This window comes from Bosea vaviloviae (assembly GCF_001741865.1).
Lineage (GTDB): Bacteria > Pseudomonadota > Alphaproteobacteria > Rhizobiales > Beijerinckiaceae > Allobosea > Allobosea vaviloviae.
Genome location: NZ_CP017147.1, coordinates 5,298,156 through 5,324,106, shown reverse-complemented (window position 1 = coordinate 5,324,106; position 25,951 = coordinate 5,298,156). Strand labels below are relative to the sequence as shown.

At 65.4% G+C, this 25,951-nt stretch carries 22 protein-coding genes; 12 read left to right on the top strand and 10 right to left on the bottom strand.

The features are described from left to right. Window positions 1-52 precede the first annotated feature (52 nt). Window positions 53-529, top strand: a complete 477-nt coding sequence (locus BHK69_RS24540) for an Lrp/AsnC family transcriptional regulator (RefSeq protein WP_069692391.1) — start codon at window positions 53-55, stop codon at window positions 527-529. A 274-nt stretch (window positions 530-803) separates the two neighbouring features. After that, the gene (gene mqo, locus BHK69_RS24535) at window positions 804-2,495 is read left to right on the top strand and encodes a malate dehydrogenase (quinone) (protein ID WP_083269652.1); all 1,692 of its coding nucleotides are present in this window, start codon (window positions 804-806) and stop codon (window positions 2,493-2,495) included. Window positions 2,496-2,623: 128 nt separating this feature from the next. Here the strand turns inward: mqo and BHK69_RS24530 are convergent, their stop codons facing one another. The 3 genes from BHK69_RS24530 to BHK69_RS24520 all read right to left on the bottom strand — a co-directional run bounded on the left by BHK69_RS24530 (window position 2,624) and on the right by BHK69_RS24520 (window position 5,349). Further along, window positions 2,624-3,244: a helix-turn-helix domain-containing protein gene (locus BHK69_RS24530; RefSeq protein WP_069692390.1), complete on the bottom strand. Its 621-nt coding sequence runs from the start codon at window positions 3,242-3,244 to the stop codon at window positions 2,624-2,626. 151 nt (window positions 3,245-3,395) lie between these two features. Beyond that, window positions 3,396-4,319, bottom strand: coding sequence for a DMT family transporter (locus tag BHK69_RS24525; protein WP_069692389.1), 924 nt, complete (start codon window positions 4,317-4,319; stop codon window positions 3,396-3,398). Between the two features lie 250 nt (window positions 4,320-4,569). Further along, complete coding sequence (locus tag BHK69_RS24520; protein ID WP_069692388.1) at window positions 4,570-5,349, bottom strand: SDR family oxidoreductase; 780 nt, start codon at window positions 5,347-5,349, stop codon at window positions 4,570-4,572. 124 nt (window positions 5,350-5,473) lie between these two features. On the opposite strand from BHK69_RS24520, the gene BHK69_RS24515 reads away from it, so the two are divergent. Both BHK69_RS24515 and BHK69_RS24510 read left to right on the top strand, forming a co-directional pair. Further along, window positions 5,474-6,304 (top strand): UDP-2,3-diacylglucosamine diphosphatase, encoded by an 831-nt coding sequence (locus BHK69_RS24515; RefSeq protein ID WP_069692387.1) that lies wholly within the window; start codon window positions 5,474-5,476, stop codon window positions 6,302-6,304. Continuing rightward, window positions 6,304-7,416 (top strand): glycosyltransferase family 4 protein, encoded by a 1,113-nt coding sequence (locus BHK69_RS24510; protein ID WP_069692386.1) that lies wholly within the window; start codon window positions 6,304-6,306, stop codon window positions 7,414-7,416. The genes BHK69_RS24515 and BHK69_RS24510 overlap by 1 nt, the downstream gene beginning before the upstream one ends. On the opposite strand, the gene BHK69_RS24505 is transcribed toward BHK69_RS24510, so the two are convergent. Further along, window positions 7,355-9,145 carry a cation:proton antiporter domain-containing protein gene (locus tag BHK69_RS24505; protein ID WP_069692385.1) on the bottom strand — a complete coding sequence of 597 codons (1,791 nt, stop codon included), beginning with the start codon at window positions 9,143-9,145 and terminating at the stop codon, window positions 7,355-7,357. The genes BHK69_RS24510 and BHK69_RS24505 overlap by 62 nt on opposite strands. Window positions 9,146-9,358: 213 nt before the next feature. On the opposite strand from BHK69_RS24505, the gene BHK69_RS24500 reads away from it, so the two are divergent. After that, complete coding sequence (locus tag BHK69_RS24500; RefSeq protein ID WP_069692384.1) at window positions 9,359-10,204, top strand: AAA family ATPase; 846 nt, start codon at window positions 9,359-9,361, stop codon at window positions 10,202-10,204. Window positions 10,205-10,210: 6 nt separating this feature from the next. On the opposite strand, the gene BHK69_RS24495 is transcribed toward BHK69_RS24500, so the two are convergent. Then, a complete protein-coding gene (locus BHK69_RS24495) occupies window positions 10,211-11,476 on the bottom strand; it encodes an ABA4-like family protein (protein ID WP_158516267.1) in 1,266 nt (421 codons plus the stop codon). 103 nt (window positions 11,477-11,579) lie between these two features. On the opposite strand from BHK69_RS24495, the gene BHK69_RS24490 reads away from it, so the two are divergent. The 7 genes from BHK69_RS24490 (at window position 11,580) to BHK69_RS24460 (ending at window position 20,630) form a co-directional block, all read left to right on the top strand. Then, window positions 11,580-12,299, top strand: a complete 720-nt coding sequence (locus BHK69_RS24490; RefSeq protein ID WP_069692382.1) for a TetR/AcrR family transcriptional regulator — start codon at window positions 11,580-11,582, stop codon at window positions 12,297-12,299. 9 nt (window positions 12,300-12,308) lie between these two features. Next, entirely contained in the window at window positions 12,309-12,836 is a 528-nt protein-coding gene (locus tag BHK69_RS24485) for a SixA phosphatase family protein (RefSeq protein WP_069692381.1), read from the top strand. A gap of 166 nt (window positions 12,837-13,002) precedes the next feature. Beyond that, a complete protein-coding gene (locus BHK69_RS24480) occupies window positions 13,003-14,448 on the top strand; it encodes a YcjX family GTP-binding protein (RefSeq protein ID WP_069692380.1) in 1,446 nt (481 codons plus the stop codon). Between the two features lie 130 nt (window positions 14,449-14,578). Further along, complete coding sequence (locus BHK69_RS24475; protein WP_069692379.1) at window positions 14,579-15,589, top strand: YcjF family protein; 1,011 nt, start codon at window positions 14,579-14,581, stop codon at window positions 15,587-15,589. Window positions 15,590-15,768: 179 nt separating this feature from the next. Next, on the top strand, window positions 15,769-17,175 hold the full coding sequence (locus BHK69_RS24470; protein ID WP_069692378.1) for a flagellar hook protein FlgE: 1,407 nt from the start codon (window positions 15,769-15,771) through the stop codon (window positions 17,173-17,175). A gap of 57 nt (window positions 17,176-17,232) precedes the next feature. Next, the gene (gene flgK, locus BHK69_RS24465; RefSeq protein WP_069692377.1) at window positions 17,233-19,101 is read left to right on the top strand and encodes a flagellar hook-associated protein FlgK; all 1,869 of its coding nucleotides are present in this window, start codon (window positions 17,233-17,235) and stop codon (window positions 19,099-19,101) included. A gap of 11 nt (window positions 19,102-19,112) precedes the next feature. Beyond that, window positions 19,113-20,630, top strand: coding sequence for a flagellin (locus BHK69_RS24460; protein ID WP_069692376.1), 1,518 nt, complete (start codon window positions 19,113-19,115; stop codon window positions 20,628-20,630). 566 nt (window positions 20,631-21,196) lie between these two features. Here BHK69_RS24460 and flaF read toward each other — a convergent pair. The 5 genes from flaF to BHK69_RS24435 all read right to left on the bottom strand — a co-directional run bounded on the left by flaF (window position 21,197) and on the right by BHK69_RS24435 (window position 25,815). Beyond that, complete coding sequence (gene flaF / locus BHK69_RS24455; RefSeq protein ID WP_069692375.1) at window positions 21,197-21,568, bottom strand: flagellar biosynthesis regulator FlaF; 372 nt, start codon at window positions 21,566-21,568, stop codon at window positions 21,197-21,199. Continuing rightward, a complete protein-coding gene (gene flbT, locus BHK69_RS24450; protein ID WP_069692374.1) occupies window positions 21,552-21,944 on the bottom strand; it encodes a flagellar biosynthesis repressor FlbT in 393 nt (130 codons plus the stop codon). The genes flaF and flbT overlap by 17 nt, the downstream gene beginning before the upstream one ends. A 49-nt stretch (window positions 21,945-21,993) precedes the next feature. Further along, a complete protein-coding gene (locus BHK69_RS24445) occupies window positions 21,994-23,367 on the bottom strand; it encodes a flagellin N-terminal helical domain-containing protein (protein WP_069692373.1) in 1,374 nt (457 codons plus the stop codon). 379 nt (window positions 23,368-23,746) lie between these two features. Continuing rightward, window positions 23,747-25,114 carry a flagellin N-terminal helical domain-containing protein gene (locus BHK69_RS24440; RefSeq protein ID WP_069692372.1) on the bottom strand — a complete coding sequence of 456 codons (1,368 nt, stop codon included), beginning with the start codon at window positions 25,112-25,114 and terminating at the stop codon, window positions 23,747-23,749. Between the two features lie 272 nt (window positions 25,115-25,386). Beyond that, window positions 25,387-25,815, bottom strand: coding sequence for a hypothetical protein (locus BHK69_RS24435; protein WP_069692371.1), 429 nt, complete (start codon window positions 25,813-25,815; stop codon window positions 25,387-25,389). Window positions 25,816-25,951 lie beyond the last annotated feature (136 nt).

Here is a 25,951-nt window from a genome sequence, read left to right as displayed (position 1 = left end):
ATGAGTAATCATCGGAAAGCCCTTCCAGTTTCCGATAGATTCAAGGTGAGGCATGCCGTCTGCCCGCGACAACCATCCCGTCCTCGATCCGACCGATATCGCCATCATCGAGGCGCTGCAGGCGGACGGACGCATGGCGATCTCCGAGCTCGGCCGCAGGATAGGCCTGTCGCAGCCGGCGACTTCGGAGAGGGTCAAGCGCCTGGAGGAGCGGGGCATCATCGCCGGCTATGGGGCCAGGATCGATCCCGCCAGCCTGGGGCTGGGCATGATGGCGATCATCCGATTGCGCACCACGCATGAGTATATCCGCCCATGCCTGAAGCAGTTTTCCGAGATGCCTCAGATCATGGAGGTGTTGCGGTTGACGGGCGAGGACTGCTTTCTCCTGAAGGTTCTGGTGCCGTCCCCGGGCGAGCTCGAAACGATCGTGGATTCGATCGCGCGGTTCGGCGCCGTCACGACCTCCCTCGTCTTGCGCGGGGAGCCACCGAAATTCATCGGACGCGAGCTCATTCAGCGGCGCTGATCTCCAGCGCTACGCACGCGTAAGCAGGCGGGCTGCCTGTGCTGGGCGAAACGATCGCGTTCGAATTCGTCTCGTATCGATTTCGCTCGCAACTATGCGAGCTCGTACCAATGCTTCCGCTGCGGTAGTTGATGCCTCGTCTCGACGCTCCATGGCAAGATCGATCAGCGCACTGCGGCTGGTTGAGGGCTAGGTCGATATGCCCTATACGCAGGCTATATCGCTATTATCCGCTGATCAGGCTCCGCTTCAAGAGCTCGAATAGCTAACGTGGATGGCTACATTGAACGATACTAATGATAAATCACCGCCGGCCGATTCGAAGAAGGATAAGGGTCGGTTCTCTCTGACCCGTCGCCGGCTGGTTGGTTCGGCTGTGGCGGTCGGGGCTGTCGCGGCCGCGGGGATTTCGCTGACGGGCGGCCAGTACCGCGCCGCGACCGCGGATCGGAAGGTCGATGTCCTGTTGATCGGCGGCGGCATCATGAGCGCTACGCTCGCCGTGCTGCTGCATGAGCTCGAGCCGCGCTGGACCATGGAGCTGATGGAGCGCCTCGACAGCGTCGCGGAGGAAAGCTCCAACGGCTGGAACAATGCGGGCACGGGCCATTCGGCGCTTTGCGAGCTGAACTACACGCCCGAGGATGCGAAAGGGAATGTGCAGATCGCCACGGCTGTTGCCGTCAACGAGCAGTTTCAGATCTCGCGTCAGTTCTGGGCGCATCAATTGAAGCAGGGCGTCCTGAAGGAGCCACGCTCCTTCATCAACTCGACGCCGCATATGAATCTCGTCTGGGGTGACGACAACGTCACCTTTCTCCAGAAACGCTTCGAGGCGCTGAAAGCCAGCCCGCTGTTCTCAGGGATGGAGTTCACGAAGGACCCCGCGAAGATCGCCGAATGGGTCCCGATCATGATGGAGGGCCGCAAGGCCTCGATGCCGCTCGCGGCGACGAAATCGCCATTGGGGACCGACGTCAATTTCGGCGAAATCACGCGCCAGTTCACCGCATTCCTGAAGAGCCAGCCGGAATTTCGCCTGCTCACCGGGCATGAGGTCCGCTCGATCACCCGGAATGGGGACGGCACCTGGCGTGTCTCGGCCTTCGACCTGAAGACCGGCAAAGCGGTGCAAACCGTCGACGCCCGCTTCGTCTTCATCGGCGCGGGCGGCACCGCGCTGCCTCTCCTGCAGCTCGCGGGCATTCCCGAAGCCCATGGCTATGGCGGGTTCCCGGTCGGCGGTTCCTTCCTGGTCACGGAGAAGCCCGAAATCGTCAACCGCCATCTGGCGAAGGTCTATGGCAAGGCGTCGGTCGGTTCGCCGCCGATGTCCGTTCCGCATCTCGATACGCGGATGCTCGACGGCAAGCAGGTCCTGCTTTTCGGGCCGTTCGCGACCTTCTCGACCAAGTTCCTGAAGAACGGCTCCTATTTCGATCTGCCGTCATCGGTCTCGCTGGAAAACATCCGGCCGATGGTGTCGGTGGGGTGGAACGAGTTCGATCTGGTCGAATATCTCGCCGGTCAGCTGCTGATGTCCCATAGCGGCCAAATGGACGCGCTTCGGGAATATCTGCCTCAGGCAAAGGACGAAGACTGGCGCCTCTGGCAGGCGGGGCAGCGCGTTCAGATCATCAAGAAGAAACCCGAAGGCGGCGGTATTCTGACCTTCGGGACCGAGATCGTGGCGGCCGCGGACGGGTCCATGGCGGCGCTGCTCGGCGCATCCCCGGGGGCTTCGACCTCGCCTCCGATCATGATCAATCTCCTCGCCAAGGTGTTCGCTGACAAAGTCGCGACCCCTGAATGGCAGAAGAAGCTCCGCGAGATCATCCCGAGCTACGGGGTGAAGCTCAACGACAATCCCGGCATGATCGCCGATGAGTGGGCGATGACGGAGAAGGCATTGGAGCTGGCAGTCGCTTCGCCCACCGTCTCGGTCAAGACTGCGGCGGGAGGCTGAAGAGCGCTCTGACAGCGGAGAATCGATGACGACACGCATCGATTCTCCGTTCCGCGCTCAGGCCTGCAGCCTGCTTTGGAATGACGGTATGGTTCGACGGAAAGTCAGCCCGCTTCGGCAGGCGGACCTTACTCCATCACCGCCGCTTTGAGGATGCACACCATCAGCGCCGAGCCCGGCTGGTCGCCGACGCAGCGGACGATGTGGCGGCGGTCGCAGCGATAGCGCAGCGTGTCGCCGGCCTTGGCGCGCTGGATGATGTCGCCGACCTCGACCTCGAACTCGCCCGAGGTGACGGAGAGCGATTCGATCGAGCCGCGCTGATGGCCTTCCGAGTCGAGCTCGCCGCCCGGCTCGGCCTGGATCTCGTACCATTGCAGCCATTCGACGGTCTTAATCCAGCCGATGATGGCGAGCCTGAGCTTGCCGTCCTCGGAGACCAGGATCGGCGTGTCGCTACGGCTGGTCTTGTCGATGAAGGGCTCTTCCTCGCCGCTGGAGAGCACGCGTTCGATCGAGATGTCGAGCGCCTGCGACAGCCGCCAGATCGTCGCCAGCGTCGGGTTGGTCTCGTTGCGCTCGATCTGGCTGATGATCGACTTCGCCACGCCCGATTGCTCGGCGAGTTCCGAGAGCGAGAGATTATAGGCCTTGCGCAGGCGCTGAATCGTCTTTCCGAGTTGCCCGGAGACGATCTGGGCCCCGGATTCAAGCTCCCGGCCCCCGCGCTCCTTGGTCTCGATACCCATGCGTTTTGACCGTCTTACCTGTCTGTCGTTTGCGGAGGCGAACGATTGTTTGTCTGAGCGGACAATGCCCGTTCCTGATGCAAGCGGCAAGTTCCTCAAGCAAGCGGTAAGCCGAAGCTCGCGGTTGCGCCGGCCTCAGGTCGCCGCTGCCTCAGGTCGTGCGCGTCGACCCGACTTCACGCTGCTCGCGCCTGAGCAGGCCGAGCTGCTGTTCGCGCAGGATGACATAGATGCCGGAGGTGATGACGATCGTCGCGCCGATCAGCACGGCGGTCGCCGGCCATTCGCCGAAGATGAACCAGCCGATCGCGACAGCCCAGAGCATGGTCGAGTATTCGAAGGGCGCGATCAGCGAGGCGTCGCCATAGCGATAGGCCTGGACGAGGAAGATCTGGCCGAGGCCGCCGAGGATGCCGATCGCCAGCATCATCGCCGCATCCTGCAGGTTCGGCATGTGCCAGCCGAACATCGCGGTTGAAAGCCCGAGCGCGCTGGTCATCAGCATGAAATAGAACACGATCGCGCCGGTGCCCTCGCTGCGGGTCAATTGCCGGACCTCGATCGAGGCGAAAGCCGAGCAGCAGGCGCCGGCCAGGCCGATCGCCGCGCCGAAGGCAGGTCCCGGAGCAAGCCCCTTGCCGACGCCGCTGATATAGGGAGAGAGCATGATCAGCACACCGGCGAAGCCGATCGTGACCGCGCTCCAGCGATAGATCCGCACGCGCTCCTTCAGGATGACGGCGGCCAGCACGACGACGGCAAGCGGGGCGGCATAGCCGATCGCGATCGAATCGGAGAGGGGCAGGAACTGCAGCGAGGCGAAGCCGCAGAACATGCCGGTCGAGCCGATGACGCCGCGCTTGAGATGGCCGCGCAGATTGCTGGTTCTCAGCGAGGCGACGACGCCGCCTTGCCAGGCGAGCCAGATGAGCAGGGGAATCAGGGCGAAGAAGGATCGCACGAAGACGATTTCGCCCGTCGGGTAGCGACCTGCGATCGATTTCACGCCCGCCGCCATCAAGGTGAAGACCAAGGCCGAGAAGAGCTTCAGGCAAATGCCGAGGAGAGGTGACAACGGACCGGCGCGGAGGGAGGGCAGGGAGGAGGGTCTTGTAGAAGACCGCCCCCTTTAGACCATGTCCAGCCCAGGCTTCAAAGCGTCAACTCTGCAACCCTGCTAGGCGGCGAGTGGGCAAGGTTCGAACGGGGCTCAGGTCGCATGCTCATCCTCGACGTCATCCCGGGCGAGCGGCGAAACAGCGCTGACCCGGGATGACGGCGCGGATGGCGCAACGTGGCATCGCCTGTCGAAACCTATCGCCCTCTCAGAAACTCCCCCTGAACACGCCGCCGTCGATCAGCAGGTTCTGGCCGGTGATGTAGCCGGCATGCTGGCTGGCGAGGAAGGCGCAGACATTGCCGAATTCCTCGGCCGTGCCGAAGCGCCTGGCCGGGATCTCGGCCTTGCGGGCGGCGGCGAAGTCCTCCGGCGTCATGCTCTTGATGGCGGCCATTCGCGCCGTCCCGCTCTTGAGCCGGTCGGTGTCGAAGGATCCGGGCAGGACGTTGTTGATGGTGACGTTGGCATGGGCCACCTCGCGCGCCACACCGGAGAGGAAGGCCGTCAGCCCCGCGCGCGCCGCGGAGGAGACGTCGAGCCCCGTCAGCGGCGTCAGCACGCTCGCCGAGGTGATGTTGACGATGCGGCCGAAGCGCCGCGCGATCATGCCGTCGACGACGCGCTGAACCAGCTCCAGCGGCGTCGCCATGTTCTGGATGACGCCTTCGAGCAGCGCTTCGCGAGACACATCGCGAAACGGTTTCGGCGGAGGCCCGCCATTGTTGTTGATCAGGATGTCGGGCTCGGGCGCCGCCGCGAGCAAGGCATCCTGCCCAGCGTGTGTCGATACGTCAGCCACCACGGCGATGACCGTCGCGCCGGTGCTGGCACGAATCTGGCTCGCGGTGGCTTCGAGCGTGGCCGCGTCGCGGCCATTGACCACGACAATGCAACCGGCCTCGGCGAGTGCTTGCGCGCAGCCGCGGCCAAGACCCTTGCTGGAGGCGCAGACGATGGCCGTGCGGCCGGAAATCCCAAGATCCATGATTTTTCTCCGGAAACTAGTTGCCTCGAAAGCGAGCCAGAGCACGGATCGCTGGTTCCGTCATCAAAGCGCAACGCAAATCAGCCAAACGCCGACAGCATCGCAACAGAACAGGCAAGCGGGCATGAGCGACGATGACGAGGCTAAGCAGGTTCGCAGCATCTTCATCTCCGATCTGCATCTCGGCACGCGCGGCGCACAGGCCGATCTCGTGCTGGAATTCCTGCGCGCCTATGACGCGCCGCAGATCTATCTGGTCGGCGACATCATCGATGGCTGGCGGCTGAAGAGCGGCTGGTATTTCCCGCAGGCGCATAACGACGTCATCCAGAAGCTGCTGCGCAAGGTGCGCAAGGGCTCGAAGCTGATCTACGTCACCGGCAATCACGATGATTTCCTGCGGGATTTCGCCGGCCTGCAGTTCGGCGGCATCACGCTGGTCGACGAGATCATCCACGAGACCGCCGACGGCAAGCGCCTGCTCGTGATCCATGGCGATCTGTTCGACCTCGTCGTGCGCAACGCCAAATGGCTCGCGCTGATGGGCGACTGGGCCTACACGGTGGCGCTCGCCTGCAACACCGTCGTCAACAAGGTGCGCCGCCGGCTGCATCTGCCGCATTGGTCGCTCTCGGCCTGGGCCAAGCTCAAGGTCAAGAACGCGGTCAACTATATCGGCGAGTTCGAGACCTGCCTGGCTGCCGAGGCGCGCAGGCACCATGCCGACGGCGTGATCTGCGGGCATATCCACCACGCCGCGCATCGCGAGATCGAGGGCCTGACCTATATCAACACCGGCGATTGGGTCGAAAGCTGTACCGCCTTCGTCGAGCACCATGACGGGCGCTTCGAGATGATCCGCTGGCCGCAATACCGGCTGAAGGGCGAGGCGCCGGTGCCGGTCGTCGTCAAAGGGCGCCCGGAGCCGGCCCCCGCGCTCGTCGAGGCTGCGTGATGCGCCTGCTGATCGCGACGGATGCCTGGCGGCCCCAGATCAACGGGGTGGTCCGGTCGCTGGAGCGGATGTTCGAGGCGGGGCCTGCCTTCGGCGTGACGCCACAGGTGCTGACGCCGGACGGTTTTCGGCAGATCGGCTTGCCGACCTATCCCGATATCAGGATCGCGCTGGCGACGCGCCGGGCGGTTGCAGCGCGGATCGCCGAGTTCAAGCCGGACCATATCCACATCGCCACGGAAGGGCCGATCGGCTGGCTGACACGTGCCGTCTGCCTCGCTCAGAAGCGGCCCTTCACGACGAGCTACCACACGCGCTTTCCACAATATGTCGCGGCGCGCTGGCCCATTCCCGAGAGCTGGAGCTACCGCTTCCTGCGTCGGTTCCACGGCCCGGCCGAGGCGATCATGGTGTCGACGGCGTCGGTCGAGGCCGAGCTCAGGCAGCATGGCTTCGAGAAGATCGTGCGCTGGGGGCGCGGCGTCGATCTCGGGCTGTTCCATCCGCGCCCGCTGAGCGTACTCGATTTGCCGCGGCCGATATTCCTCAGCGTCGGGCGCGTCGCCGTCGAGAAAAACCTCGAGGCCTTCCTCTCGCTGCGCTTGCCCGGCAGCAAGGTGGTGATCGGCGACGGGCCGGCGCGGGCCGATCTGCAGCGGGCTTATCCGGACGCGCATTTCCTCGGCACACGCGAGGGCGAGGATCTGGCCTCGATCTATGCATCCTCCGACGTCTTCGTGTTTCCGAGCCTGACCGATACTTTCGGCATCGTGCTGCTCGAGGCTGCGGCCAGCGGCCTTCCGGTCGCGGCCTTCCCGGTTCAGGGGCCAAGCGATGTCTTCGCCGGCAGCGGGGCTGCCGTGCTGAGCGAGGATCTACGGGCGGCGGCGCTGGCGGCGCTGCGCATCCCGCGCGAGACCTGCCTGGAGCTCGCCTCGCATTATAGCTGGCGCCGCAGCGCCGAGCAGTTCTACGGCCATATCCAGCGGGTGGCGCAACCATCGGGGCAGGCGCTACGCAACGAGCCGCCCTGCGCGCCCCTGCAGAGCGTCACAACCTTCGTGAGCGCACGTCCCGCGGAAGGGCCTGTGCCGGAGCGTCTGCGGGCTTGAGTTCGGTGCGGAACTGATCGCGCCGCTCATGGATCGAGGCGATGACCAGCCCCATCGGCACGCCGAGCCCGACCAAAGCCGCCTCCGAGAGCTGCAGGCTCGCCTCGATCGTCTCCGGAACCGCATCGTTGACGCCGATCTGGTAGAGATGGCGGGCATGGCTGGCGTCGCGCGCACGGGCGACGATCACCAGATCGGGCCTGAGCGTGCGCGCGGCCAGCACGGTGGCATCGACCGCGCGCGGATTGTCGATGGTCACGATCAGCGCCGTCGCTTCGTCGAGGCCGCTGAGGCGCAGGAAATCCAGATTCGCGGCATCGCCATAGAAGACGGGCCGGCCGGCCCGGCGCTGTGTCGCGACCAGCGCAGGGTCGAAATCGATCGCGATATAGGGCTTGCCGTGCTCGTCCAGCATTGCGCCGACGAGCCGGCCGACGCGGCCGCAGCCGACGACGATGGCGCGCGCCGAATGATCGTCCGGCGGCAGCACCTTGGCTTCGTCGGGCAGGGTCGCGGGCACGGCCAGTCGCTGCGACCAGGCCCGGGCCAGCCGAGCCAGGAGCGGCAGCACGACCATGGTCAAGGAGACAGCCGCCAGCACGAGGCTCTCGGCATTCTGCGAGAGCAGCTTGGCCGAGACCGCGCCGCCGAACAGCACGAAGGCGAACTCGCCGCCGGGCCCGATCATGATCGCGGTTTCAAGCGCGGTCGCGCGTGACAGCCTGAACCGGCGCGCCAGCCCGAAGACGAGCAGGGATTTCACCGCGAACAGGCCGATCGCGATGCCCAGGATGGCGAATGGGCGGGCGGCGAGGTCGGCCGGGTTCACGCCCATGCCGACGGTGAGGAAGAACACGCCGATCAGCAGCGATTTGAACGGCTCGATCGTGACCTCGATGGCGCGGCGATATTCCGTCTCGGCCAGGAGCAGGCCGGCGATGAAGGCGCCCAGCCCCATCGACAGGCCGGCGGCTGCGGCGATCAGGCCGGTTCCAAGCGCGATCAGCAATGTCGCCGCCATGAAGCTCTCCGACGAATCGGTCGAGGCGACCAGGCGAAACAGCGGCCGCAGCGCCAGCCGGCCGATCACCACGATGGCGGCGATCGCCCCGAATGCCTGGACCAGGGCCTGGGCGAGGCCCGCCAGCAGGGAGCCGCCACCGGCTTGTGCGCCGAGCACGCTGACCAGGAAGAGCAGCGGGATGACGGCGATGTCCTGGCAGAGCAGGATGGCGAAGCTGGCGCGGCCGGCAGACGAGGTCATGCGGCGCTTGGCCGAGAGCAATTCGACGACCATGGCGGTCGACGACAAGGCGAGGCCGAAGCCGATGATGAGCGCGGCCGCCGCCGGCTGCCCGAGCCAATAGGCCACCCCGCCGATGACGCCGCCGGAGAGCGCGACCTGGCCGAGTCCCAGGCCAAAGACGAGCCGGCGCATGGTCATCAGGCGCTCGAAGGACAGCTCGAGCCCGATGACGAAGAGCAGGAAGGCGACGCCGAGTTCGGCCGGCCCCGCCAGGGCTTCGGCCTTCGCCACGGTGATGCTGCTCAGCAGTGGAATCGAGGAAGCGAGGCCGCCGAGGCCGAAAGGCCCCAGCAGCGCGCCGCAGGCCATGAAGGCGACGACCGAATTGACCTTGAATCGCTTGGCGAAGGGCACGATGACGCCGGCCGTGGCGAGCACGACGATGGCATCCTTATAGACGGAAGGGTCGACAGTTCCGGCCACGTCAGTCCTTGCGAGTCGGCGGTGAGAAGAGGCCCGGGAGCTTGCGGGTTACGCGACGGCAATACAACCGCCGGAGGCCTGCGATCATGCCGGAACTAGCCTTTGCGCATGCGGCTTTACGCCTCGTGGTTCGGGCACGACTTCACCGCAAGCGGGTTTCCGGTTTCGACGATCCTGAGCTAGCGTCTGCAGCATCTTTCAAAGGGACCGACGATGCGTTTTGCAGGCACCGAGAATTACGTTGCGACCGAGGATCTGACGGTTGCCGTCAATGCCGCGATCCGGCTGGAGCGGCCGCTGCTGGTCAAGGGCGAACCCGGCACCGGCAAGACGGTGCTGGCGGAGGAGATCGCTGCGGCACTGGGCGCGCCGCTGATCACCTGGCACATCAAGTCGACCACCAAGGCGCAGCAGGGGCTCTACGAATACGATGCGGTCAGCCGGCTGCGCGACAGCCAGCTCGGCGATGCGCGCGTCTCCGACATCGCCAACTACATCAAGCGCGGCAAGCTCTGGGAGGCTTTCGTCTCGGCTGAGCGGCCGGTGCTGTTGATCGACGAGATCGACAAGGCCGATATCGAGTTCCCCAACGATCTGCTGCTCGAGCTCGATCGCATGGAGTTCCATGTCTACGAGACCGGCGAGACGATCAAGGCGGCGCGGCGGCCGGTGATGATCATCACCTCCAACAACGAGAAGGAATTGCCCGACGCCTTCCTGCGGCGCTGCTTCTTCCATTACATCCGCTTCCCCGATGCCGAGACGATGCAGGCAATCGTCGAGGTGCATTTCCCCGGCATCAAGAAGCGGTTGATGGAGGAGGCGCTGAAGCTGTTCTTCGAGGTGCGCGAGGTTCCAGGCATCAAGAAGAAGCCTTCGACCTCGGAATTGCTCGACTGGCTCAAGCTCCTGCTCGCCGACGAGATGACGCCCGAGATGCTGCGCGAGCGCGACCCGCGCAAGCTGATCCCACCGCTGCATGGCGCGCTGCTCAAGAACGAGCAGGACGTCTCGCTGTTCGAGAAGCTCGCCTTCATGACGCGCCGGGAGAGCCGCTGAGGCGGTTCAGCCGAGCCCCAGCAACGGCCGCGCCCGCAGAGCCGCGACAAGCGCGATCGTGGTGACGGCGGCATAGGCGGCAGAGACGACGCCGAGCACGACCAGACCGGCTCTGGCCTGCCTCATTGCCAGCCAGAGCAGCAAGCCGATTGCAGGAATGATCTGCAGGGCGTGCAGCCCGAAGAAATGCGCGACGCGCAGATCCCCGATCGCCAGCGACCAGCCGAAGAACGGAACGGCCGGATGCGGGGCCGGTTGCGTGCCGACATAGTGGCCAGTGGCACTCGAGCCGAGGAGGGCGCCGCTCAGCAGGCCGAAGATGCAGGTGAGGGCGAGACCGGCGACGAGCGACCAGCGCAGGACCTCGGGCATCGGCGTGGCGTCACGGCGAGCGAGCCCATAGGCAAGGAAGCCGGGCGCGACCGTGAACATCACCGCCCCCACGCCCATCAGCGTGTAGAGCGCCGCACTGAGCGTGCTGTCGCTGTTGTAGTGCGAGGCTTCCCCACGCGAGGCGCGCCAGACGATGTAGAGCACTTCGAGGATGATCGGCACGATCACCGGCCAGACGATGTAGCGCCCGGCCCATGTGGTACGGAAGCGTTCGCTGGCGAGCGGCAGGAACAGCGCCAGCGTCAGCAGATAGAAGGCAACCGAGATCTCGAATTTTAATGGCTTGATCCAGGTATCGACGCCTTGGAATTGCCTGATGTCGATCAGCCAGGCGAAGGCGGTCGGCACGGCCAGGGCAAGCATGGCGAAGGCGGCGGCGGTAAGGCGCGGCTCGAGTTCGAGATCGGGCAGCCAAGCCGGAAGGCGGGCCTGGAGGCGAGCGATCCGGTCCTCGCGCGCCAGGCGAAAGCAGGCCTCCAGCAGCAGATAGGCGAGGTAGCCGATCGGCCCGAACAGGAAGGTCATGAGCAGCACCGGCACCATCAGCCAGTGGAGGATCGCCGCCTCCTGCGCCCTGCGCAGGATCCAGTTGCCGAGGAAGAGGTCGAAGGCGAGATAGTGCAGCCAGCCGGCGAGCAGCAGCGGCCTGGAGGCGAAGAGCCCCGCTATGCCGTCCAATGATGAGAAATCCCCCTTCGCCTCGCTCCAGAACACGGCGATCAGCACGAAGTAGCCGAGCGACAGCACTGCGGGAATCACGGCGCCGGCGAGCATCGCCGAGAGGCCGCGCCAGCGCGGCAGCAGGAGAAGGGTGAGCCAGCCCAGGATCGCCAGGCGGGAGCCCAGCATGAAGGCGTCGTCGAGCGTCACCGGCAGCATCATGCTCCTCCATCTGAACGCTGTTAAGTTGCGGTGCCGTAGTAAGTCGCTATCTTGACGTCGTCAAGATTGATTTTGACGATGTGCAGATCGCGAGTTGGAAATGGCGAAGATCGAGGCTGGCTCCGCGCGCGGCGGCTATCACCATGGCGACCTCAGGCAGGCGATGATCACTGCTGCCGAAGCCGTGCTGGCCGAGAAGGGCCTGGCCGGATTCACGCTGCGCGAATGCGCGCGCCGGGCGGGGGTCTCGCCGGCCGCGCCGGCGCATCATTTCGGCAATCTCACCGGCTTGCTGACGGCGATCGCGACGCTCGGTTTCGATGGCCTGTCCGATGCGATGGAGGCGGCGGCCGAGGCTGCCGCGCACCGCGCGAACGGCAACAGGATGGCTGCGATCTGTGATGCCTATCTCGCGACCGCACTCGACAAGCCCGGGCGGTTTCGCGTCGTCTTCGGCCAGATGGGGTTGAATTGGGAGGAGCCTGCGTTCAAGCGCGCCTCCGGCCGCGCCTTCGGCATCCTGGTGCGCGAAACGCGCTGCGAACTGGGCCGCGAGAGCGGAGACGATCTGCTCACGCGCCATCCGCCGAGTTTCGCCGGAGAGCCCGACCTCGCGGCGATCCTGATCGTCTGGTCGGTGATGCATGGCTTCACCACGCTCCTGATCGACGGCCAGCTCGATTTCCTGGCGGAGGAGGGAGGCCGCGAGGTGCTGCTCGGGCTCTATTCGCGGCAGCTCGTGGCGATCCTGATCGCGGCCTTGCGGACGCTCGATCTGCCGCCGCTGGAAGCTCTCGCAAAACCGCCGGGGGATGGTTAGGTTCGACACATGCGACGCCTCATGCTTCTGCGCCATGCCAAGTCGAACTGGCCTACCGGGATGGCCGATCGTGAGCGCCCGCTCGCGACACGCGGACGCGAGGCGGCCCCCGTCATGGGGCGCTATCTCGCCGAGGAGTTGCTGTTGCCCGACCTCGCGCTGATCTCGCCGGCGCGGCGCACGCTTGAGACATGGGACCTGGTCAAGGCGATGCTGCCGGAGAAGCCGCCGAGCCATGTCGAGCCGCGCATCTATGAGGCCAAGACGGAACGCCTGCTGCACACCGCGCAGGAGGTCGATCCCGGCGTCCGCACGCTGCTGATGGTCGGACACAATCCCGGCTTCGAGGAGCTCGCCGCGATGCTGACCGGCCATGGCGACCGCTACGCCTCGGCGCGGATGAGCCAGAAATATCCGACTTGCGGGCTCGCCGTGCTCGATTTCGCGATCGAGGACTGGCGCGATCTCAGCCCGCGCGGCGGCCGGCTCGACCGTTTCGTCACGCCTGCTTCCCTGGGCGAAGGGCCTGACGAGTGAGCGATGGCTCGATCCATCCACCGGGGCGGCCGTCTGATGTGACCATCTCCGCTTCGACCATCTTGGCGTCCGGTGCTCACGGAGCGTTCTCGACGGCCGCGCGAACCGGCTCGCCCCGGCGGCATACCGAGCCATCCCCGCCTCGCATGCCAATCCGCGTCGGCGCATGAGCCAGCCCTCCTATCTCGACGAGGCCCGCAACGCCGCGCTCGCCTTCGGCGACAGCCTGCTTGGCCTGGCGCGGCCGCGCCTGCGGCTGGGCGTCACCGGCCTGTCGCGCTCGGGCAAGACCGTCTTCACCACGGCGTTGATCCAGAACCTGATCGAGGGTGCGAAGCTGCCGGTGCTGAAAGCCGCAGCCGAGGGGCGGATCGCGCGGGTCAGGCTGGTGCCGCAGCCCGATCCCGATATTCCGCGCTTTCCCTATGAGGCGCATCGCGCCGCGCTGAACGGTCCCGAACGGCGCTGGCCCGATTCGACACGGCGGATCTCCGAATTGCGCGTCGAGATCGACTATGAGCGCGCCGCCGGCTGGTTCAAAGGACCGGCGACGCTGACCCTCGACATCGTCGACTATCCCGGCGAATGGCTGCTCGATCTCGCCTTGATGGGCCAGGACTACAAGGCCTGGTCGGCCCAGGCCGTGGCCGATGCGCGCAAGCCGCATCGCCGTGCCGTGGCTTCGGACTGGCTTGCGGATCTGGCCGGGCGCGATCCGGCGGGGCCGGCCGATGAGCTCGCGGCGGAAGCGGCGAGCATCGTCTTCAAGACCTATCTCGCGGCGCTGCGGGCCGATCCCGAGGCGGTCGCGGTGACGCCGCCGGGGCGCTTCCTGATGCCGGGCGATCTCGAGGGCTCGCCGGCGCTGACTTTCGCGCCGCTCGACCTCGGCCATGACAGCGAGCCTTTGCCCGGCACGCTGGCCGGGCTGATGGCAGAGCGCTTCGAGGCCTATAAGCGCGTCGTCGTGACGCCGTTCTTCCGCGATCATTTCGCCCGTCTCGACCGGCAGATCGTGCTGGTCGATGCGCTAGCGGCGCTCGATGCCGGCGCGCCGGCCCTGGCCGACCTGGAGACGGCGCTGGGACAGGCACTGGCGGCCTTTCAGGTCGGCCGCAATTCCTGGCTGTCGAGCTGGTTTTCGCCCCGGATCGAGCGGGTGCTCTTCGCCGCGACCAAGGCGGACCATATCCACCATGCCAGCCATGACCGTTTGGCGGCGGTGATGTCGCATCTCGTGGCGCGGGCGGCCTCCCGGGCGCAAGGCGCGGGTGCGCGGGTCGAGTCGATGGCGCTCGCTGCCGTACGCGCGACGCGCGAGGTCCGGATCAAGGAAGGGCGCGACGAATTGCCCGCGATCGCCGGGGTGCCGGAGGCTGGCGAGGAGATCGACGGGGAGATCTTCGACGGCGTTGCGGAGGCGGCGATCTTTCCCGGCGAGTTGCCGGAGCGGCCCGAGGCGATCTTCGATCCATCGGCACGCTGGCAGATTCGCGCACCGCGCTTCCGGCCGCCTTTGGTTGCGCCCGATGCCGGCGGGCGGACCCGGCCGCCGCCGCAGATCAGGCTCGACCGGGCGCTCGAATTCCTGATCGGGGACAAGCTCGCATGAAGGAGGCTAGAGCGTTTTCGAGCGAAGTGGACACCGGTTCGCGTGAAGAAAACGCGTTAAAACAAAGAGCTAGAGCAATTGAACGATCCAATCGGATCGGAAATTTCTCTAGCCTGATGGAGCTTCTGTCATGACGGGCAAGGCCCCCCGCGCGATCCGGCTCGATCCGCAGCCGCCGGAGGCGGCTGGTGACGGCATTATCGGGGACACCAATGTCGCCATCCTGGCCGAGAGCGAGCCGTTCGATGCCGCCGAGCCGGCGGCCGTTCCCGTGGCGCGGCGGCGCTTCTCCTGGGGAACCGTATTCGTCGCCGGCCTGTCAGGCTTCCTGACGCTCGCGGTCGGGGTTTGGGTGGAGAACACCGTCACTGCGCTGATGACGCAGAATCCGGTGCTCGGCTATGCGGCGCTGGCTTGCGCCGGCTTCGCCGCGCTTGCGCTGCTGGTGATGCTCGCCCGCGTCCTGCGCGACATCCTGCGCGAGCGCAAGGTCGAGGTGCTGCGCCTGCGCGCGACGGCTCTTCTCGCTGGCGGCAGCACTGACGAGGCCAAGGCGATCGCCGGCGAGCTCAAGGCGCTTTACGCTTCGCGCGCTGAGACGGCCAAGGGCCGTGCCGCGCTCGACGAGGCGCTGCCGCAGCTCTTTGCGGCGCGCGACGTGCTGGCCATCGCCGAGCGCAGCCTGATGGCGCCGCTCGACAGCGCCGCCCAGGCGCTGATCGCGCAGGCGGCGCGGCGGGTTTCGCTGGTCACGGCGGTGAGCCCGCGCGCGCTGGTCGACATCGTCTTCGTGCTCGTCGCCTGCGCGAGGCTGCTGCGCGCGATCGCCGGCATCTATGCCGGCAGGCCCGGCGCGCTCGGCCTGTTGCGGCTGGCGCGGCAGGTGCTGGGCCATCTCGTCGTCACCGGCGGCATCGCCGCGGGCGACGCCGTGATCCAGCAGGTGGTGGGGCAGGGGCTCGCGGCCAGGCTCTCGGCCAAGCTGGGCGAAGGCGTGCTGAATGGACTTTTGACCGCCCGCATCGGGCTGGCGGCACTGGCGGTCTGCCGGCCGCTGCCTTTCGTCGAGGCGCGACCGCCATCCTTGTCGGATGTCGCCGGCGATTTGTCGGGTTGGCGCAGTAGCGGGACCGAAAGCTGAGCGCAGCCCGGCAAACTTTGCCGGGCTGCGGCGGTTTTGCCCGGTCGAAACCGCCGCGCTACGCTTTCGAAACCATCCAAGCCTTTGACGAATAAGGCCCAAACCCATGGCATAGGCCATGCAGATCAAGCCTCGATGTTGTGGGGCGCCCATCGAGCGCCAGTCGAGGTGAGGTTGCCATGGGTGTTTTCAGTGCGTTGACGACGGCGGTGTCGGGTCTTCAGGCGCAGTCCTACGCGCTGGAAAACATTTCCGGCAACATCGCCAACTCGCGGACGGCCGGGTTCAAGCGCGTCGATACGACCTTCTCCGACCTGATCCCCGATTCGGCGCTGAACCGCCAGATCGCCGGCTCGGTCGCGGCCTACAGCCAGGCCACCACGACGATCCAGGGCGATCTCTCGGCGACCAAGATCGACACCAATGCGGCGATCAATGGCGACGGCTTCTTCGTCGTCGACCAGCGCCAGAGCGGGCTCGGCACCAACACGACCTTCACCAATGCGAACCTCTATACACGCCGCGGCGATTTCGACTTCGACGCCAATGGCTATCTCGTCAACGGCGCCGGCTACTTTTTGAAGGGCCAGAAGATCGATACCGTCACCGGGCAGGTGGTCGGCAGCCAGCCCGAAGTGCTGCGCATCACGCAGGAGCAATATCCGGCGAAAGCGACGACCTCGATCGAATACCGCGCCAATATCCCGGCCTACCCAGCGACGACGCGCTCCGACAAAACCGTCGTGGGCTCTGAATTGCTTCAGCCGGCGGCCTCATATACTGCTGGATCGGATCCGCATTCGACGACATCGGGCGGCAACGGCGTCGTCATCGGAACCGACCTGACCAACTTCCTGGCCCAATCGATCCCTGGCGGTGCGGCGACGGTCTATGACTCGCTCGGCAAGGCCACGAGTGTCGATTTGCGCTGGGCCAAGGTGTCGAATGTCTCCGCCGGCCCGCCGGCCGTCGCCGATACCTGGAACCTGTTCGTGGCCGAGAACACCAGCGCGACGGGCGCGACGGTGGCCTACCGCAACGCCAACCAGAACATCACCTTCGACAGCACCGGCCAAATGACGGCGCCTGCGAGCGGCAACATCCTTTTGCCGACCATGACGATCGCGGGCACCACGATCACCGGCATCAGCCTGACGACCGGCGGCACTGGCCTGACCCAGAATGGCGATGTCAGCGGCCAGATCGATGCCCGCAGCATCCGCCAGGACGGTTACACGGCCGGTACTTTGGATCGCGTCTCGATCTCGGCTCAAGGGCAAGTGATCGGCACCTTCAGCAACGGTCAGGTCAAGGCGCTGGCGCAGATTGCGACCGCCCGCTTCAACGCCGGCAATGCGCTGAAGCGGCTGGATGGCGGCGCCTTCGAGGAGACGATCGAGTCCGGCGCACCGATCGTCGGCCTCGGCACCTCCGATCTCATCGGCGGCAATGTCGAGCAGTCCAACACCGATATCGCCGACGAATTCTCGAAGATGATCGTCACCCAGCAGGCCTATTCGGCCAACACCAAGGTGATCACCACGGCGCAGGACATGCTGCGCGACGTGTTCGCCATCATCCGCTGAATTCTCGCAGGAGTTGACGCGGCCCAGAAGGGCCGCGGGTGACGACAGGAGTTGACGATGGGCCTCAGCACTTCCCTGAACACCGCGGTTGCCGGCCTCAACGCCACGCAGATTGGCATCGGCGTCGTTTCGCAGAACGTCGCCAATGCCGGCACGGCGGGTTATGTCCGACGTCAGGTCTCGACCACGGACACGCTGGGCGGCAACACCGTCAGCACCAGCAGCACCGCGGTCCAGCGCCTGCTCGATGTGATCGTCCAGCGTCAGCTCTGGCAGGAGACCTCCGGCGCCGCCTACAGCTCGACGCGCTCCGATGCGCTGTCGAACCTCGACCAGCTCTTCGGAGCGCCAGGCAGCACGACAGCGCTGGATTCGATCTACAGCAAATTCACCAGCTCGCTGCAGGCCCTGCAGAACGATCCGTCGTCCTACAGCCTGCGCACCGGCGTTCTCGACGCAGCCACCCAGCTCGCCAACCAATTGAACACGCTCTCGGACGGCGTGCAGACTCTGCGCTCGCAGGCCGAGGCCGGGATCGCAGACGGCGTCACCAAGGTCAACGCGCTGCTGAACTCGCTGACCTCGGTCAACGCCAGCATCGTCGGCAAGCCGAATGACGGCGCCACGGCCGATCTCAAGGACCAGCGCGACCGGATCGTCGCGGAGCTTTCGCAATATATCGACGTCAAGACCAGCGAGGACGCGCGAGGCTCGCTGAGCATCTCGACCAGTTCGGGCACGCAGCTTTTCGATGGCCGCCCGTCGGTGACCTTCTCCGTCGACGAGCACCCGATGCTGAGCGCGGGATCGCAGTGGAGCACGGACCCGACGAAGCGCGGCGTCGGCACCATCACGATGAGCGACACCTCCGGCAATGGCCGGGACGCGATCGCCAACGGCACGTTCCGCTCCGGCGCGATCGCGGCCAATATCGAGTTGCGCGACAAGACGCTGGTCAAGGCCCAGGCGCAGCTCGACGAGATCGCGGCGCAGATGTCGAGCGCGCTGTCGGACCGCGAGGTCAAGGGCACGGCCGCGACCGCCGGCGCCGCGACCGGCTTCGATGTCGATCTCACCGGCTTGCAGGCCGGCAACTCGGTCACGCTCGACTATCAGGTCACGCCGGGCGGGACGACCCAGCGCTTCACCTTCGTGCGGGTCGACTCGGCCGCGTCGCTGCCCCTGCCGGCCTCCGCTGGCGGGGACGCCAATAACCGCGTCGTCGGCATCGATTTCTCCGGCGGCACCGCCTCCGTCGCAGCGCAGATCCAGGCCGCCGTCGGCACGAATTTCACGGTTTCGGGCGCGGGCTCGACGCTCACCATCCTCGATGACGGTGCTGCCGGCACGCGCGACGTCCTCGGAGTGACCGCGCGGCCGACCAATTCGGTGCTGTCCTCGGCGGGAGGTGCGGCGGAGCTGCCCTTCTTCGTCGATGGCGGGCGCGGCAACGCCGTTTATACGGGCTCCTATGACAATGGCTCCCAGCTCGTCGGCTATGCTGGCCGGATCATCGTCAATCCCGCGCTCATTACCGACCGGTCCAAGCTCGTCACCTACGACACCACGACCGCGGCGGGCGACGCGACGCGGCCCAAGCTCATGCTGGAGCGGCTGACGCAGAGCCAGCGCGCCTTCACCAATGCGACCGGCCTCGACGGCTCGACCGCGACCACCAGCCAGAGCATCACCTCCTTCGTCCAGCGCGTGGTCAGCTCCACGGGCCAGGCGGCGGACACGGCCAAGCGCCTCGACCAGGGGCAGCAGGTGGCGCTGGCATCTGTGCAGAGCCGCTTCCAGGCGACCTCCCAGGTCAATGTCGACCAGGAGATGTCGACGCTGATCGAGCTCCAGACCGCTTACGCCGCTAATGCGCGCATCATCTCGACCATCAAGGAGATGATGGACGTTCTGCTGAGAGTGTAAGGACGCAACCGATGACCATCACCTCATATGGCACAGGCGCCTATCGCTCGGCCAAGCCGAACGAATTCGTCGCGACCCGCGGGCAGTTCGACGATCTGCAGCGCCAGCTCACGACGCAGAAGCGCAGCGAGACCCATGGCGATCTCGGCATCGCGCGCGGCACCAGCCTCGATCTCAACTCGAAGATCTCGTCGATCGATTCCTGGCTCTCCGGCATCCAGCTCGCCAACGTCAATCTCAACCTCTCGACGCAGGCGGTCGAGAATTTCGCGACGATGACGAGCGAGACCCGGAACGACATGCGCTCGAACAGCTATGTCGCCAGCGCCAGCGGCCGCTCGGCGCCGCAGGTCCTCGCCGAGGAAAAGTTCAAGCAGACGCTGGATCTGCTCAACAGCAATGTGAACGGGCGCTATCTGTTCTCGGGCCGGACCTCGGACGTTCAGCCGACGGTGAGCTATTCCGAGATGATGGATGGCGACGGGGCAGGGCGCGCCGGGCTGAAGCAACTGGTCTCGGAGCGCAAGGCGGCCGATCTCGGAACTGCCGGCCTCGGACGCCTGACCGCGGCAGGTGCGGGAACGACGGCGACGATCGCCGAGGAGATTCCGGCCCAGCCCTATGGCTTCAAACTGGCGGGGGCTTCGACGGATTCGGCTGCGCTGGTGCCGACTTATACGGCCGGCCCGCCGGCCGATATCTCAGTCAACGTCGCTAGCCAGCCTGTTGCGGGCGAGAGCCTGCATATCAAGCTCAACCTGCCCGACGGCACGCAGCAGGATGTGGTTCTGACGGCGCGAGCTACGGGAACGACCGGCAATGCCAGCGAGAGCTTCGAGATCGGCGTTGACGCCAATGCAACCGCGGCCAATCTGCGCGCTTCGATCAGCGCCGCACTGGGCACGCAAGCTGCAACGACGCTGTCGGCGGCCTCGACGATGGTCGCGGCCAAGAACTTCTTCGATGGCAGCCTGACCAACCCACCATTGCGCGTGCCGGGCCCGCCCTTCAACACCGCGACCGGGGCCCCGGCGCCCGGGACCGCGGCGAACACCGTGATCTGGTATCAGGGCGATGACGGCACCGATCCCGCCCGCAGCACCGCGACGGTGCAGGTCGACAAGAACCAGGTCGTGGGCACCGGTGCGCGCGCCAATGAGGAGGCCTTCCGGGTCGGCCTTGCCCAGTTCGCGGCGCTCGCGATCGAGACTTTTCCCGCCACTGACACCAATTCGCAGGCGCGCTATGAGGCGCTGACCGAGCGGGTCAGCGATAAGCTCGGTTTTGGTGGCAGCGTGCAGAAGCCGGCCGAGATCATCACCGAGTTCGGCTCGGCGCAGACCGCCCTGGCGGCGGCGAAGGATCGCAACGAGAGCACGAAGAATTACCTGACGACGGCGGTTCAGGGCGTCGAGAACGTCACCACCGAAGAGGTCGCCACGCAGATCCTGGCGCTGCAGAACCAGTTGCAGGCGAGCTACCAGGTGACCTCGATCCTGTCGAAGCTCTCGCTGACGAACTACCTCTGACCTAGAGAATGGCGTTCGCGCGCGGAACCGCGCCGTCATTCTCGGGCTTGCCTCGAGAACCTCATGCCAGAGCGCTCTGGTTTTCGAGATGGTCGGGACCCGAGCCCACTGCTGTCCGGTTCGCCGCGAGCGCCCGATCGAAAAGCTCCGTTCATCGCAGGCATTCCAGCGGGCGGGGACGAATGAGGCACGCGCGGGGAACCCTTCTCCCGAATGGGAGAAGGGCAGGGATGAGGGTGTGCCGCTGATTGTTGGGGGCGCTACTGTGCCGCAGCGCGGGCTTCATCCTGAAAGCGCAGGAGACAATGCGGAGACGCTTGCGCGATCTGGTTGTCTGGCTTGCCCTCATCCCTGCCCTTCTCCCACACGGGAGAAGGGTTCCCCGCGCTCGTCATCCGGCACTTCGCTTCTCGCGCCTGTGAGGGGAGAGCGGTGCATGACCTGCTCAGGGGTTAAAAACCCAGCATGCCCCAGAGAGCTGTGGCGCCAAACGAAACAGGCGTCGCCTTTGCGGGCGACGCCTGTTTCGTTTTCAACGATGCTGGCTAAGGCCGGGCGGAGCCGCCTCAGCGGCCGCGTAGGCCCGCGGCGATGTCGCGATTGATGTTGACCAGCACGCCGAGCGCCTCGGGCGCGGGCTGGGCGGCAATGCGGAAGGTCTGGTTGAAGATGAAATTCGCCAGGCCGAGGATGTTCTGCTTGATGCCGACGGGCAGCGGATTGTCTTCCGCGATCACGGCCGAGACCAGCAGGGTCCAGAGCTTGCGATTGTAATGCAGCGCTTCGTCGAGATCGCCCGCGCGCTCGGTCCAGTCATCGGCGACCGACTGGAGACGCAGGGCGGCTTTGATCAGCAGGGAGGCTTCGAGTTCGCGAGGGGAGGCAGCAGCTTGAGCTGTCTTGGCGGCGGAGGCGTACGCGTTAAACCCGTGTTGCATTCTCGATGAGTTCCGCTTCGTAGGCGATCAGCTTTTTTGCTGCCTTCAGGGCTTTGTAGAGATCGCTGCTTAAGATGCAGTTATTGATCTCGTGAATATGCGGCAGAGAGCTCGGCGCCGCCTGGACGAACTCGCGCACCAGCTCGAAATAAGTCTGGTGTCCATGCGTCGGATCCTGCGCCAGATACATCAGCTGGAGGGCGAGATAGATCTTCTTGGCCGGGCTGTCGGCATTGGCTGCCGTCAGAATGTCTTTCTCACGCAGGATCGGCGCATCGCCCTCGATGAAGAAGCGCGTGCGCTGCTCGTCATTGCGGATCACCACCTGGCCGATGATGATGCGCTCATTGGGCTTGAGTTCGACCTTGAGGGCCATAGCTGTCCTGCCGTCTGGCTGGAGGAAGGGCGGTCGGGCGGCCGGGCTCTTACTGGAAGAGCCGCAGCACGCCCTGGTCGGCCTGGTTGGCGAGCGACAGCGCCGTCTGCGAGAGCTGCTGGCGCGTATTGAGCGCGAGCAGGCTGGCGCCTTCCGCGTTCGAGTCGGCCGATACCAGGTTGTCGGCGCCGGTCGTCAGGACGTTGGAGAGTTCCTTGGTGAAGTCCTGCCGGGTCTGCGCGACCGAGAGGTTCGAGCCGAGCGTCGAGGAGAGTGACTTCAGCGAGGTCAGCGAACTCGTCAGTGCCGCGGTGGCCTTGTCGAGATCAGAGTCGTTCTGGAAGTTGAAGAAGCCGGCGAGCTGTGTGTTGACCGCCTGCGAGATGCCGAGATTGTCGGCGGTCAGGGTCGAGCCCTGGATGTCGAGCTTGGTCTGGTTGGTGCCGGTCTTCTCGTTGAAGACGATCGAGAGGCGGTCGCCCTGCAGCAGGTTGATGCCGTTGAAGCTCGAATCCTTGGCGAGCTGGTCGATCTGCGTCCGCAGGTCGTTGAACTGCTGGATGAGGTTGGAGCGGACGGCCGACGTGATGGTCTGGCCCTTGATCGCGCCGACAGCGGTGGCGTCGGCTGCAAGGAAGCCGATCGCGGTGTTGCTTCCGCCGGTGCCGGCCGCAGTCACGGCTGCGGCGTTCGCGGCCGTAATGTCGGCAGCAGCGGCGCTCGCGGGAGCCGCATTGCCAATGCCGAACTCGACATCGTCGGAGCCGCTGCCCTTGACGTTGAGCTGACCTTTTTCATCGACGAAGGCGGTGGCGATGCCCGACTTGTTGATCTCGTTGACGACGTCGCGAACAGTCGTGTTGGCGCCGTCGAACGAAGCGGTGTAGGTCGTCGAGCCGGCCTTGACCGAGATGGCGAGCCGGTTGCCGAAGGCGCCGGCTGCGATACCCAGATCGCCCGAGCTGGTCGCGGTCGCTCCGTCTGCTGTGGCGGCAGTGCCGCCGGTCGCATCGACGATCTTCTTGTCGAGGGCGATGTCCTTCAGGCTCTTGCTGGTCACGGCGGCTTCGGCGGCGTTGGCGAGAGCCGTGCCGGCCTTGGTCGGGCGGTTCTGCGCGGCGTCGGCCTGAGCCTGCTTCACCGTCGACTGGAGCGATTGCACCAGCTTGGTGATGCCGTCGATGCCCTTGGAGGCGGACTGAATGGTCTGGATGCCGTTCGAGATGCCGTCGAGCAGGCCGGTGAGCTGGCTCGACCGATCGTTCAGGGACATCGAGGTGAAATAGTTGACCGGATTGTCGATCGCGGAGTTGACCTTCTTGCCGGTGGCAAGGCGGTTCTGGATGACGTTCTGCTGGGCGGTGGTCTGCTGCAAGGTCAGCAGGTTGTTGCGAACGCCGCTCGAAAGAATTGGTCCGGCCATCTTCGGTCCCCTGAAACGCGAATCCGCGCTCGTTCGATTTGATCTGGGCCGATAATTCCTTGTTAAGGATAAAAAATGGTTAACACCTGAGTGCGCCTGCGAAGGCGGTTGCGCTGGAGCATGCTGTTCGCGCTTGGAAACACTGCGTCGTCCCGGACGGAGCGAAGCGAAGATCCGGGATCCATCGTAAAGCTCTGGAGCCCTCCGATGGATTCCGGATCTGCGCCGCTGACGCGGCTTGTCCGGAATGACGGTGTGTTTCCGCGCCAAGACAACACGCCTTGATACGCGAATGCGAAAAGGCGGCGGAGCTTGCGCTCCGCCGCCTTTTGTCTTCGGCCCACATTCTGTGGGCAAGCCCGCTTCTGCGGACGAAGGATCAGAACAGACGCAGGATGGCCTGGTCGGACTGGTTGGAGAGCGACAGAGCTGTCTGCGAGAGCTGCTGGCGGGTCTGCAAGGCGAGCAGGTTGGCGGCTTCCTGGTTGCCGTCGGCGGCGACGAGGTTATCGGCCCCCTGCGACAGGACGTTGGAGAGATCCTTGGTGAAGTCCTGCCGGGTCTGCGCGACCGAGAGGTTCGCGCCGAGCGAGGAGGAGATCGACTTCAGCGAGGTCAGCGCGCCGGTGAGCGACTTCGTGGCGTTGTCCAGATCGGTGTCGTTCTGGAAGTTGACGAAGCCGGTCAGCGTCGTATTGGTGGCCTGATTGATGCCGAGGTTGTCGGCGCTCAGCGTCGAGCCCTGGATGTCCAGCTTCGACTGGTTCTTGCCGGTCTTTTCGTTGAACTGGATCGAGACCTTGTCGCCCTGCAGCAGGTTGACGCCGTTATAGCCCGAGTCCTTGGCGAGCTCGTCGATCTGCGTGCGCAGGTCGTTGAACTGCTGGATGAGGTTCGAACGGACGGCCGACGTGATGGCTTGGCCCTTGATCGCGCCGACAGCGGTGGCGTCGGCTGCAAGGAAGCCGATCGCGGTGTTGCTTCCGCCGGTGCCGGCCGCAGTCACGGCTGCGGCGTTCGCGGCCGTAATGTCGGCAGCAGCGGCGCTCGCGGGAGCCGCATTGCCAATGCCGAACTCGACATCGTCGGAGCCGCTGCCCTTGACGTTGAGCTGACCTTTTTCATCGACGAAGGCGGTGGCGATGCCCGACTTGTTGATCTCGTTGACGACGTCGCGAACAGTCGTGTTGGCGCCGTCGAACGAAGCGGTGTAGGTCGTCGAGCCGGCCTTGACCGAGATGGCGAGCCGGTTGCCGAAGGCGCCGGCTGCGATACCCAGATCGCCCGAGCTGGTCGCGGTCGCTCCGTCTGCTGTGGCGGCAGTGCCGCCGGTCGCATCGACGATCTTCTTGTCGAGGGCGATGTCCTTCAGGCTCTTGGCGGTCAACGCCACTTCGCTGGCGTTGGCGAGAGCCGTGCCAGCCTTGGTCGGGCGGTTCTGGGCCGCGTCGGCCTGGGCCTGCTTGATGGTCGACTGGAGCGAAGACACCAGCTTGGTGATGCCATCGATGCCCTTCGAGGCAGCCTGAATGGTCTGGATGCCGTTCGAGATGCCGTCGAGCAGGCCGGTGAGCTGGCTCGAACGCTCGTTCAGCGAAGCGGCGGTGAAGTAGTTCACCGGGCTGTCGATGGCCGAGTTGACCTTCTTGCCGGTGGCAAGGCGGTTCTGGATCGCAGTGGCCTGCGACTGAACGGAGGAGAGGGAGGAGACCGCGCTGCGAACGCCGGCGGAAAGTGTAATGGCCATAATCGTAAACCCTTCTGGGATGGTGCCTTCTGGCGTCGTGGCCGTCCTGGCCATGACCCGGCGACATTTGGTCGCCAGCCCGTAACAAGAGGTAAATTTCGGAGGTTCAATTGCGCCGATGTGGCGCTCAGCCGGAACGTGGTTAAGCTGCTCTTAAATGAGGCAGAGGCTTCGAGCCGCGCTGCCTCGGACCGACCAGCTTGAGCAGTCCAAACGAAAACCGCCCGCTTGGAGGCGGGCGGTTCAAATCAGGCTCGTTTCTGGCGGTCTGGTCAGGCGGTGCGTTCGACGGAGTGCGCCGCAGTCTCGCTGGCCTCGCGGGCCAGCTCGGCGAGCTGGCGATTATAGATGCGCAGTTTCAGCGTCGCCTCATCGGGCACCTGCTCCGTCGTCTCGCCCGTCTGCATGTCCTTCTTCTGCAGGACGAGGCTGCGCGTCAGCGGCTCGATATAGAGGCGGCTCTTGATCACGTCTTGCGGAGCCTGCTCGCTTTGGCGGCTGGCCGCGCTGCGGTCGGCGCTGGCCTGGGCTCTGCGATCCTGCGTGCGGATCTCAACCCTGACGGCCTCACCCGCCGACTGGACTGTCTGCTCTGGCGGCAGCTCGACCGTGACGCTGCCTCTGGCCGCGACGACGTCGGAGCGTGGGATGATGTTAACGCCGGCTACTCCCGTTACCCTCGGTGCGTTGCCAAGATCCATAGCTTCACTCCTTCTGGAGCATATCACGGCGCCGATGCGCCGCGTTCCGTAGCAAGGCTGGCGCGGGACATGCCGCGGCAGCTGCGGAATATTGCAGCTAATCTTGAATCTGACGTTAGGGGATTAGGTAAATATT

Excerpts from the sequence above, each read along its gene's own strand:
- BHK69_RS24490 (WP_069692382.1), top strand. The coding sequence starts at position 11,580 with ATGGCGAAGATCGAGGCTGGCTCCGCGCGCGGCGGCTATCACCATGGC.
- mqo (WP_083269652.1), top strand. The coding sequence starts at position 804 with ATGGCTACATTGAACGATACTAATGATAAATCACCGCCGGCCGATTCG.
- BHK69_RS24485 (WP_069692381.1), top strand. The coding sequence starts at position 12,309 with ATGCGACGCCTCATGCTTCTGCGCCATGCCAAGTCGAACTGGCCTACC.
- BHK69_RS24480 (WP_069692380.1), top strand. The coding sequence starts at position 13,003 with ATGAGCCAGCCCTCCTATCTCGACGAGGCCCGCAACGCCGCGCTCGCC.
- BHK69_RS24515 (WP_069692387.1), top strand. The coding sequence starts at position 5,474 with ATGAGCGACGATGACGAGGCTAAGCAGGTTCGCAGCATCTTCATCTCC.
- BHK69_RS24445 (WP_069692373.1), bottom strand. The coding sequence starts at position 23,367 with ATGGCCGGACCAATTCTTTCGAGCGGCGTTCGCAACAACCTGCTGACC.
- BHK69_RS24520 (WP_069692388.1), bottom strand. The coding sequence starts at position 5,349 with ATGGATCTTGGGATTTCCGGCCGCACGGCCATCGTCTGCGCCTCCAGC.
- BHK69_RS24540 (WP_069692391.1), top strand. The coding sequence starts at position 53 with ATGCCGTCTGCCCGCGACAACCATCCCGTCCTCGATCCGACCGATATC.
- BHK69_RS24500 (WP_069692384.1), top strand. The coding sequence starts at position 9,359 with ATGCGTTTTGCAGGCACCGAGAATTACGTTGCGACCGAGGATCTGACG.
- BHK69_RS24440 (WP_069692372.1), bottom strand. The coding sequence starts at position 25,114 with ATGGCCATTACACTTTCCGCCGGCGTTCGCAGCGCGGTCTCCTCCCTC.
- BHK69_RS24495 (WP_158516267.1), bottom strand. The coding sequence starts at position 11,476 with ATGCTGCCGGTGACGCTCGACGACGCCTTCATGCTGGGCTCCCGCCTG.
- flbT (WP_069692374.1), bottom strand. The coding sequence starts at position 21,944 with ATGGCCCTCAAGGTCGAACTCAAGCCCAATGAGCGCATCATCATCGGC.
- flgK (WP_069692377.1), top strand. The coding sequence starts at position 17,233 with ATGGGCCTCAGCACTTCCCTGAACACCGCGGTTGCCGGCCTCAACGCC.
- BHK69_RS24475 (WP_069692379.1), top strand. The coding sequence starts at position 14,579 with ATGACGGGCAAGGCCCCCCGCGCGATCCGGCTCGATCCGCAGCCGCCG.
- BHK69_RS24470 (WP_069692378.1), top strand. The coding sequence starts at position 15,769 with ATGGGTGTTTTCAGTGCGTTGACGACGGCGGTGTCGGGTCTTCAGGCG.
- BHK69_RS24510 (WP_069692386.1), top strand. The coding sequence starts at position 6,304 with ATGCGCCTGCTGATCGCGACGGATGCCTGGCGGCCCCAGATCAACGGG.
- flaF (WP_069692375.1), bottom strand. The coding sequence starts at position 21,568 with ATGCAACACGGGTTTAACGCGTACGCCTCCGCCGCCAAGACAGCTCAA.
- BHK69_RS24435 (WP_069692371.1), bottom strand. The coding sequence starts at position 25,815 with ATGGATCTTGGCAACGCACCGAGGGTAACGGGAGTAGCCGGCGTTAAC.
- BHK69_RS24460 (WP_069692376.1), top strand. The coding sequence starts at position 19,113 with ATGACCATCACCTCATATGGCACAGGCGCCTATCGCTCGGCCAAGCCG.
- BHK69_RS24530 (WP_069692390.1), bottom strand. The coding sequence starts at position 3,244 with ATGGGTATCGAGACCAAGGAGCGCGGGGGCCGGGAGCTTGAATCCGGG.